Source organism: Carboxylicivirga litoralis (assembly GCF_025499605.1).
GTDB lineage: Bacteria > Bacteroidota > Bacteroidia > Bacteroidales > Marinilabiliaceae > Carboxylicivirga > Carboxylicivirga litoralis.
The window spans coordinates 106,706-116,404 of sequence record NZ_JAFMVC010000015.1 but is presented as its reverse complement, the minus strand read 5'-3'; the positions used below and the strand labels follow the sequence as shown (position 1 = coordinate 116,404).

Here is a 9,699-nt window from a genome sequence, read left to right as displayed (position 1 = left end):
TGCCCGAGTGGTGGAATTGGTAGACACGCAGGACTTAAAATCCTGTGGCCATTAGGCCGTGCGGGTTCAAGTCCCGCCTCGGGTACCAATCTAGAGTCTTCTAGAAGCACAAGCGCTTAAAACAAATGTTTTAAGCGCTTTTTTATTTTCAGAAAACTTTAATGACTGAAGCCAAAATCCATCATCTATTAGCATTTATTTCAACAGGCTTCGCCTGATACCTAGTTCCAATCCACGAATCTCAGCCAAACCTTTCATCCGCCCATACAGCGAATAACCCGGATTATTATCCTGTCCTACATCTCCTAACATTTGGTTTCCATGATCGGGACGAACGGGAATAGAAAAATCATTGCGCCCTTGTTGCTTGCGCCGTTCCTCCTCTTCCACAATCGCTTTTAGTACGGCATAAATATCCACATCGCCATTAAACAAATAATCTTCATTGAAATTATAATCGGTATCTCGATTGACATTACGTAAATGCGCAAAGTTTATGCGTGGTGCCAACTCCTTAGCCATCTCCGAAAGGTCATTAAAATAACCAGCTCCCCACGAACCTGTACAAAGTGTAATACCATTTGATATGGAATCAACTGTACTAATAATCGTTTTAGCATCATCGAGGGTACTAACCACACGTGGTAAGCCGAGCAATCCCCATGGAGGATCGTCCGGATGAATGGCCATGCGAACACCAGACTCCTCGGCAATAGGAATAATAGCTTCCAAAAACACCTGAAGATGCTGTCTTAACCTGGCATCATCAATGTCCTTGTAACCATCCAACACAGCCTGAAACTGCTCTAAAGTATAACTTTCTTCGGCTCCAGGCAGCCCTTTAATAACCGTATTGGTTAAGCTTTCGATTCCAGCTTCATCCAGTGAATTGAAATAGGCTTCTGCTTCCTGTACAATTTTATCAGTATAATCAATGGCAGCACCGGGGCGCTTTAGGATATGAATATCAAAAGCGGCAAACACCTTCTGCTCATAAATTAAAGCCAGAGAACCATCATCAAACGACGACTCCAGGTTGGTACGCGACCAATCTAACACCGGCATAAAATTATAGCATATCGTTTCAATTCCACATTCTCCCAAATTTCTTATGGACTGTTGATAATTGGCAACATACACTTCCCAGTTACCACTTTGCTTTTTAATGTCCTCGTGTACCGGCACACTCTCAACAACCGACCAAACCAAGCCAGCTGCCTCAATCTCAACCTTTCTTTTTTGAATTTCTTCAATGGTCCATACTTCACCATTAGGCACATGATGAAGAGCAGTTACAATACCGGTTGCCCCGGTTTGTTTAATATCCGATAAGGTGATTCGGTCATTGGGGCCGTACCATCGCCATGTTTGTTCAATCATGTTTTTTAGAAATTAGAATGCTACGCTATTTTCATTAGCTAATTGCTATCAGCTGATAGCCTTTTGCTTTATTTTTATGACACTAATTTACTTAATCGGTTCAATCAACCTTAAAAAACAAACATCATTCTTAAACAAAAGAATAAAAGCTTTTATACACCACTATAAGCGCTAAAACCACCATCAACTGGCACTACAACACCTGTAATAAATTTAGCCCAGTCAGATAATAAGTAGTTAACAGTTCCACATAACTCTTCGGGCTCACCATAGCGTTCCATGGGCGTATTGGTGATGATTTTATTACCACGGGGCGTGGCTTCACCAGTTTGCTCATCAATCAGTAAAAAGCGGTTTTGGTGGGTCAACAAAAAGCCGGGAGCAATGGCATTGACTCGAATACCTGTTTTGGCAAAATGCACCGCCAACCATTGTGTAAAGTTATTGATGGCAGCTTTGGCGGCTGAATACGCCGGAATTTTAGTCAATGGCGTGTAGGAATTCATCGATGAAACATTGACAATTGCTCCATTTTTTTTAGCCAACATATCTTTGGCAAAAACCATCGATGGTAATAATGTTCCCTGGAAGTTTAAAGCAAATACCTTATCAAAACCATCCATTTGCAAGCCAAAGAAAGTTTCTTCCAGCTTATCCAGTTTATCTTTTGTTAAGAACTCTGCCTGGGTTGTGGCTGTAGCAGCATTTCCTCCTGCACCGTTTAATAAATAATCCACCGACCCTAAGTTCTTATGGATGATTTCAAGAGCTGACTCCAACGATTCTTTACTGAGCACATCGGCTCCAATCCCAACGGAAGCTACATTAAACTCATCGCTAATTTCGGTTGCTACTTTCTTAGCTGCATCTTCGTTTAAATCAAGAATGGCTGTTTTAACTCCCTGAGCAGCCAATCCCTTAGCCATGGTTGAACACAGCACACCTCCTCCACCGGTCACCACAGCTACTTTATCCTTTAAATTTAATGCGGTCATATTTCTTATCTTACTGAGTTAATTGTCTCAATCAATTGCTGCACTTTGATTTCTAGCGCCGACCAGTCCTTATTTTCCATAATGTCTTTAGGAAACAGGTTGGAACCCATACCAACGCAAGTAACACCAGCCGAAAACCACTTCTCCAGGTTTTCTTTTTCACAAGTCACACCACCTGTTGGCATAATATCAGTCCAGGGCATTGGTGCTTTTACAGCTTTCACAAACGAGGGGCCTCCTACTTCAGATGCCGGGAAGACTTTTACCACTTCGCAGCCTAACTCTTGTGCCTTATTAATCTCTGAGATGGTTCCACAACCAGGCGACCACATCACTTTACGGCGATTACATACCCGGGCCATTTGCTCATTCAACAAAGGAGAAACAATAAAATTAGCACCATTCTGAATGTACAATGCCGTTGTTCCTTCTTCAACGATAGAGCCGGCCCCCATGACCATTCCAGGCAATTCAGCCAAAGCATATTTATTCAATTCAGCGAACAGTTCGTGGGCAAAATCGCCTCGGTTCACAAACTCAAAAACGCGAATACCTCCATTGTAGCACGCTTTCAACACAGCTTTACACACCTCAATATCGGCATGGTAAAAAACCGGTACCACACCTGTTTGTTTCATCGCATTGTAAACTTCTATTCTTGTATATTTAGCCATAATGTTATTATTTATTGGATGTTCTTAGCATATGAAATCCCATCAATTAAAAGTTTCAGTCGTGCTCCATCGTGCCCACTGAAACTCGGAATGGATACAAAACAAAAGCCCAATTTAAGACTAGTGCCCAGACAGTTTTATCTATCTACGCGGGCACTTCCACCACCTATTATTTTCTCTACTTCAGATAATGTGGCCATGGTGGTGTCGCCTGGTGTTGTCATGGCTAATGCGCCATGTGCTGCACCATATTCAACAGCTTTAGCACCATTATTAAATTCGAGGAAGCCATAAATTAATCCTGACGCAAAACTATCGCCTCCACCTACACGATCCATTATCTCCAGGTCTTCGCGATGTGTCGCTTCATAAATTTCACCTTCGGCGTAGCAAATAGCGCCCCACGAGTTAACAGTCGCTGATTTAACGGTACGAAGCGTAGTGGCAATCACTTTGAAATTTGGAAATGCTTTAACAGCTGATTGAATCATGCCCTTGTAACCCTCCAAATCCAACTCTTTCAGGTTCTCATCATTACCTTCCACCTCTAATCCTAAACAAGCTGTAAAATCCTCTTCATTGCCAATCATAACATCCACGTATTGGGCAATCTCGCGATTCACTTCCTGTGCTTTAGCCTCACCACCAATCGCTTTCCATAACGATGGTCGGTAGTTTAAGTCATATGAAACAATGGTTCCATATTTCTTGGCTACTTTCACTGCTTCAATCACCGTTTCGGCTGCCGATTCTGATAATGCCGCAAAAATACCGCCGGTATGCATCCAGCGCACTCCAAGCGTTCCGAAGATATATTCCCAATCGATATCACCAGGCTTTAGCTGCGATGCAGCAGTATTTCCTCTATCAGATACGCCTTTTGCACCACGAATACCATAACCACGTTCTGTAAAGTTTAATCCGTTACGAACAGTGCGGCCACAGCCATCATAATCCACCCATTTAACAAATTGCGTATCCAAACCGCCCTGTAGCATGAAATCTTCGATTAGGGCACCGACTTCATTATCGGCCAAAGCTGTGATAATGGCTGTCTTCTTTCCAAAGCACCTTCTCAGTCCGCGCGACACGTTGTACTCGCCCCCACCTTCCCAGGCTCTAAACAGGCGGGTTGTTCTGATACGACCTTCACCCGGGTCAAGGCGTAACATCACTTCTCCCAATGAAATGCAATCATATGTACATTCCGAAGCTGGTTTTATTGTTAGTTTTGACATCTTTACCTCCTTAAAAAAAATGTTAGTCAGAAGATTGTAACTCATCAAAAGACAAGTTACAACCTAATCTCCTTCAAATCTCTGACTAACTAATGTTTTTATTACTTATCGCAACTCATCAGGCTGCACATGATCCATATCGGTATAATCCAGGTTTTCGCCACCCATACCCCAGATAAAAGAGTAATTGGAAGTTCCTACGCCTGAGTGAATACCCCACTCCGGAGAAAAAACAGCCTGCTCGTTGTGCATAAACAGATGACGCGTTTCCTGTGGCTCGCCCATTAAATGACAGATTGACTGACCTTTTGGTAAATCAAAATAGAAATAAGCTTCCATGCGGCGGTCGTGCGTATGACTTGGCATGGTATTCCATACGCTACCCTCATGCAATTCGGTTAAGCCCATCACCAGCTGGCAGCTATCTACAATACCCGGCACAATCAATTGGTAAATGGTACGCTCATTACAAGTGGCCTTTGCACCCAGATTAAGGATATTGGCCTTTTCCTTATTAACCAACGTGGTTGGGTAAGAGCAATGCGCTGGTGTTGAGCTCAGGTAAAACTTAGCCGGATTGGTGGCATCCACACTGGCCATTTTCACTTCTTTACTACCACGTCCGATATAGATGGCCTCTTTGGCTTTTAGCGGATAGTCGGTACCATCAACGGTTACAACACCGTCGCCGGCAATGCTGATAATACCTAACTCACGACGCTCACAAAAATATTCTGATTTAATGGCATCGATGGTTTCCAGTGTTAACACCTGGTCAACAGGGAAAGCACCCCCAAGAATATAACGCTCATATTGTGAGTAACTCAGGTTGATTTCGTCTTTCACAAAAAGATTTTCAACTAAAAACTCTTTGCGAAGCTTTGCTGTATCGTAGTTTTTGACATCCTCTGGATGACACGCTCTGCGGCGATCATAATTTATTGTTGTCATATCTATTGTTTTTATTCGTTTGTTAATTCTAAATTCTCATCAAGTGGAGTCATTTTTGGCATTAGTAAATGTACAACACCCAGAATCACCAGGTAAGCCGAACCGGCAATCATAAAGGCCCAAAAATAACCTGTGTTTCCAGCTGAGTCAAGCACCTTACCTAATAACTTATCTCCAACAATACCAGCAACGGCACCGATCATACCGCCGATTCCGGTCACTGAAGCAACGGCTTTTTTTGGAAATACATCTGATACTAAGGTGAAGATATTAGCTGACCAAGCCTGATGACCAGCAGCACCAATACCAATTAATACAATAGCTAACCACTTGCTTTCGGTAATAGCCACATAACTTACCGGTAAAATAATGATGGCACACATTAATAAGGTCATTTTTCGAGCCTTATTAACACTCCAGCCTTTTTTCATAAAAGCACCTGATAACCAACCTCCTAAAACACTTCCTCCATCGGCCAATAGATACATGATTAAGAATGGAATACCAATATTCTTTATGTTCACATCAAACGTATCTGCTAAAAACTTGGCTCCCCAAAATAAGTAGAACCACCAAACAGCATCTGTAATTTTAGCGGCTGCAAAAGCCCAAGTCTGACGTTTAGGCAATACCTTTTTCCATGCAATTTTCTCCGATGACTCAACAACAGAATCACTATTGATATACTCCAATTCTTCTTTGGTTACTTTGGGATGCTCCTCTGGCTTTTTATAAGTGCGTAACCATAGGAATACCCAGATAGAACTAAACACACCTGTAAAAAGGAAAGGATATTGCCAGTTTTTACCGCTTTCGTGAACCAACCAACCGACAATAAAAGGCGCTGCGATTGCTCCAATACTTGTAGCTGCATTAAATAAGCCGGTAGCAAAAGCCCGTTCTTTTTTAGGGAACCATTCAGCCACTGTCTTCTGAGCTGCAGGGAAATGACCTGATTCACCAAAACCAAGTCCAAATCGCGCCGCTGCAAAACCAATGATACTAAAAGCCGGACGCACAACTGCATGCAGCATTCCGAAGATACTCCAAATACTAATGGCCAAGGTATATCCTTTCTTGGTTCCTAACCGGTCGATGATACCTCCCATTGTTAACATACCTAAAGCGTATGCTATTTTAAAGGCAATCATAATGTTAGCGTAATCATTATTGCTCCAGTCAAACATTTTCATTAATGTGGGAGCCATCACACCGATAATACTTCTGTCAAAGTAGTTTATTGTTGTGGCATAAACCAGCATGGCTAATATTCGCCAGCGATAGTTGCCCATACCTGTTTTTTTATTCATCTTATCTGGTTTAATAAGTTATTGAATTGTTACAACAAGAGGTGATTGAATTTGCTGAGCAAATTGATTTAAATACTGATGCCAAGCTTCTTTACCGGCAAATTGCTGGCTATCACTCCAGGTAAAACCGGCATAATATTCAACTTTACCGTTAATGGCTTTCAGATGCATCAGCAGGTGACTCTTATCTTTTTCTTCCGAAATAACTTCAGAATATCTTGCATAATATTTGGGGTCAACAACAATGGCATTGCCCAATTCTTTACCCTCATGTGGCGCCCAATAATCGCCCCAGCAAGCTTTTTCATCCACATTGATCTCACCCGTTTTATCATGAAGCGTAACACCTGTTGTTAAGTTGTCACTGCCATCAATATGAATGACATATTTAGTGAAGTTACTGCCCAGCTCAATTGAACCAACTTTAAGCTGATTAACTTCCTTTTCTTTAGGCCCAAACGCTGCCGACTCCAGCTTAAATTTTGTTTCAATAGGCCCGTTTGTTAATACTTCGTATGCTGTGAAGTTCTTCGAGGTGTATAGTTCAGCATTATACATCACTCCAGTACCTCCACAACCTAAACTTGGACCGACGTGATAATTATCCAAACCTTCACCGTGATCATTGTGATAATAGCCTGGTTCAGCAGTATTTCCAGCATACCACTTGTCGATAATGGAATAATCCACCTTTTTTAACCAACAATCCACGCCTCCCGAAAAGGTTCCACCTGGGATTCCTTCTTCAACCATGCGTTGGGCTGTAGGTCCATAAACCCGAAAGGCTACTTTATCGTTTTCCCAGGTAAAATCATCAGTACGCTCAGGCACAAAACGTCCGAAAGTTCTTACCTCACCTGCTGAAACGGTTGCCTCACCTGCTTTAAGAATGTATTGACGTGTTTCGCCTGCTTGTAATGCCACCTGAAACAAAATCGATTCAGGTATGTTATCGCCATTCTCATCCACTATTTGAGTCAATAATTCTTTCTTAGTCTCTTTATCCATTACCACCAGGGAAGTGATACCGGATAGATGATCAGGTATATCAACTCTTACTGTTTCAAGCAAACGCTCAAGGTCTGTTGGATTTGAAACCGTTACAGTTGTGTCATTTTGGCGTTCAATGCAACTACTCACGAGGAGTAGAAGCATTGCCATTGTTGCATATTGAAGTTTTAAACGCATCTTAAACCTCGTTTTCACCTTTAACATATCCGAAGTTGGCCAAAATACCACCGTCGACATACAAGATGTGACCATTGATAAAATCAGCGGCTTTAGAAGCCAAGAACAGTGTTGCATTACCAATATCTTCAGGTTGTCCCCAACGACCGGCAGGTGTTCGGGTCATGACCAAATCATTGAATGGGTGACCATCTTCGCGGATAGGCGCCGTTTGCGATGTGGCAATGTAACCAGGACCAACACCATTAATCTGCAGGTTGTACTTGGCCCATTCGCAGGTCATGTTTTCAGTCAATAGCTTTAATCCACCTTTGGCAGCTGCGTAAGCTGATACATTCTGACGTCCGTACACACTCATCATTGAACACATGTTGATTATCTTGCCCTGGCGACGCTCAATCATGCCTGGAGCCACTCGTTTTGCCACAATCAATGGAGCAACCAAGTCGACATCAATGACCATTTCAAAGTCTTTAATTGGCATCTCCAAAATTGGTACACGCTTAATAATTCCGGCATTATTTACCAAAATATCAATTGCCCCAACCTCTTTTTCGATGATGCTAATGCCTTTATCCACATCTTCTTCAGAAGTCACGTTGAAGTTTACTGTAAATACCTCAATCCCGTCTTTGGCATACTCAGCTTTACATTCTGCCAGTTTCTCATCATTAATGTCGTTCACACAAAGCTTGGCGCCAGCTTTAGCCAATGCTTTACCACAGGCCATTCCTATTCCGTGTGTACCTCCTGTAACCAGGGCAATCTTGCCTGATAAATCAAATAATTGGTTAATCATATCTTTCGGTTTTTCAAATAACGAAGCGCAATCGTTTGCGCATTACCTTCCAAAAATTCTATATTTCAATGTTAATACATTAATACAATAAACTATCGTATTGATGAAGCCCGCTTTATAAATTTTACGGGAACAGCAATTTCAATGGTATGTTGTTCTCCTCTAATTGCATCCATCATCTGTCTGGCTACTATTCGTCCCATTTCTCTTCCCTCTTGCTCCACAGAAGACAGTTTTGGATAAATCATCTCGGCAAAAGGCTCATTTCCAAAGCCCGTAACACCAAACTCTTCAGGCACTTTAACTCCTAATACACCTAAGGCTTCCAACGCTCCAAAAGCGGAATAATCACCCGCACACACGATGGCATCGACACCCATATCAATCACTTTCTTTACCATTTCACGACCGGCATCACGGGTAATGACATCATTAAATATTATATCCTTATCTACCTCTCCAGTCTTATCAAGCAGGGCATCCGTATAGCCTTTTTTCCGCTCGCGATAGGCTTTTAATAATTCACTGCCCCCAAAATGTGCTATCCTTTTATATCCGCTCTTTAATAGCTGGCATGTTGCTTCATAGGTTCCCGTGTAATTATCATTCACAACTTTGGGGCCTGATAAGTCATTACTTATCCTGTCAAACTGAACCAATGGAATACCCTCATCTAAAACACCCTGAAAATGAGATAGATTTTCAGTTTGAACGGACAGTGATGCAATTATTCCAGCCACACGATTGCGCATTAACGAATTAACAGCTTTAACTTCCGAATCTGTATTCTCCTGGCTTTGCATAATCAATAAGCTATATCCTTTGGGATTCAATACCTCTTCCACACCGCTGATAACGTTACTAAAAAAGTGACGGTTAATACGCGGTACAATCATACCAACCAAGTCGGACTTACCTTTTCGCAACGATGATGCCATGAGGTTTGGCTGGTAGCCCATCTCTTTGGCTACTTTTTTGACGAGTTCGCGTGTTTTCAGGCTTACACGCTTATTATCAGCCAAGGCTCTTGACACCGTTGATGGCGTAGTACCTAATTTCCGGGCTATATCGTTTATGGTTACTTTCTTCATTTAAAACCAATACACACTAAAGAGACTTATTCTTATTCGCTCTCTAATTAAATTTAGACACAAATATACAAAC

Annotated in this window: 9 protein-coding genes and 1 tRNA gene; 1 reads left to right on the top strand and 9 read right to left on the bottom strand. The window is 42.0% G+C overall.

The features are described 5' to 3' along the window. Position 1: 1 nt before the first annotated feature. Positions 2-88 (top strand) — tRNA-Leu (locus tag J1N10_RS14360). 107 nt (positions 89-195) lie between these two features. Here J1N10_RS14360 and uxuA read toward each other — a convergent pair. From uxuA to J1N10_RS14315, 9 genes are all read right to left on the bottom strand, one after another. Continuing rightward, positions 196-1,380 (bottom strand): mannonate dehydratase, encoded by a 1,185-nt coding sequence (gene uxuA, locus J1N10_RS14355; RefSeq protein WP_262327416.1) that lies wholly within the window; start codon positions 1,378-1,380, stop codon positions 196-198. 152 nt (positions 1,381-1,532) lie between these two features. Next, positions 1,533-2,375 (bottom strand): SDR family oxidoreductase, encoded by an 843-nt coding sequence (locus J1N10_RS14350; RefSeq protein WP_262327415.1) that lies wholly within the window; start codon positions 2,373-2,375, stop codon positions 1,533-1,535. A gap of 5 nt (positions 2,376-2,380) precedes the next feature. Continuing rightward, the gene (locus J1N10_RS14345) at positions 2,381-3,049 is read right to left on the bottom strand and encodes a bifunctional 4-hydroxy-2-oxoglutarate aldolase/2-dehydro-3-deoxy-phosphogluconate aldolase (protein ID WP_262327414.1); all 669 of its coding nucleotides are present in this window, start codon (positions 3,047-3,049) and stop codon (positions 2,381-2,383) included. Positions 3,050-3,186: 137 nt separating this feature from the next. Beyond that, positions 3,187-4,287, bottom strand: a complete 1,101-nt coding sequence (locus J1N10_RS14340) for a sugar kinase (protein ID WP_262327413.1) — start codon at positions 4,285-4,287, stop codon at positions 3,187-3,189. 105 nt (positions 4,288-4,392) lie between these two features. Beyond that, a complete protein-coding gene (gene kduI / locus J1N10_RS14335) occupies positions 4,393-5,238 on the bottom strand; it encodes a 5-dehydro-4-deoxy-D-glucuronate isomerase (RefSeq protein ID WP_262327412.1) in 846 nt (281 codons plus the stop codon). Between the two features lie 11 nt (positions 5,239-5,249). Next, a complete protein-coding gene (locus J1N10_RS14330; RefSeq protein ID WP_262327411.1) occupies positions 5,250-6,548 on the bottom strand; it encodes an MFS transporter in 1,299 nt (432 codons plus the stop codon). 18 nt (positions 6,549-6,566) lie between these two features. Next, a complete protein-coding gene (locus J1N10_RS14325; protein WP_262327410.1) occupies positions 6,567-7,736 on the bottom strand; it encodes a DUF4861 domain-containing protein in 1,170 nt (389 codons plus the stop codon). A gap of 1 nt (position 7,737) precedes the next feature. Next, entirely contained in the window at positions 7,738-8,535 is a 798-nt protein-coding gene (locus tag J1N10_RS14320; protein ID WP_262327409.1) for a gluconate 5-dehydrogenase, read from the bottom strand. Between the two features lie 92 nt (positions 8,536-8,627). Next, a complete protein-coding gene (locus tag J1N10_RS14315; RefSeq protein WP_262327408.1) occupies positions 8,628-9,626 on the bottom strand; it encodes a LacI family DNA-binding transcriptional regulator in 999 nt (332 codons plus the stop codon). Positions 9,627-9,699: the final 73 nt, after the last annotated feature.

What these genes read in the sequence shown, in the direction of transcription:
- uxuA (WP_262327416.1), bottom strand. Translation starts at nt 1,380, where the DNA reads ATGATTGAACAAACATGGCGATGGTACGGCCCCAATGACCGAATCACC.
- J1N10_RS14350 (WP_262327415.1), bottom strand. Translation starts at nt 2,375, where the DNA reads ATGACCGCATTAAATTTAAAGGATAAAGTAGCTGTGGTGACCGGTGGA.
- J1N10_RS14345 (WP_262327414.1), bottom strand. Translation starts at nt 3,049, where the DNA reads ATGGCTAAATATACAAGAATAGAAGTTTACAATGCGATGAAACAAACA.
- J1N10_RS14340 (WP_262327413.1), bottom strand. Translation starts at nt 4,287, where the DNA reads ATGTCAAAACTAACAATAAAACCAGCTTCGGAATGTACATATGATTGC.
- kduI (WP_262327412.1), bottom strand. Translation starts at nt 5,238, where the DNA reads ATGACAACAATAAATTATGATCGCCGCAGAGCGTGTCATCCAGAGGAT.
- J1N10_RS14330 (WP_262327411.1), bottom strand. Translation starts at nt 6,548, where the DNA reads ATGAATAAAAAAACAGGTATGGGCAACTATCGCTGGCGAATATTAGCC.
- J1N10_RS14325 (WP_262327410.1), bottom strand. Translation starts at nt 7,736, where the DNA reads ATGCGTTTAAAACTTCAATATGCAACAATGGCAATGCTTCTACTCCTC.
- J1N10_RS14320 (WP_262327409.1), bottom strand. Translation starts at nt 8,535, where the DNA reads ATGATTAACCAATTATTTGATTTATCAGGCAAGATTGCCCTGGTTACA.
- J1N10_RS14315 (WP_262327408.1), bottom strand. Translation starts at nt 9,626, where the DNA reads ATGAAGAAAGTAACCATAAACGATATAGCCCGGAAATTAGGTACTACG.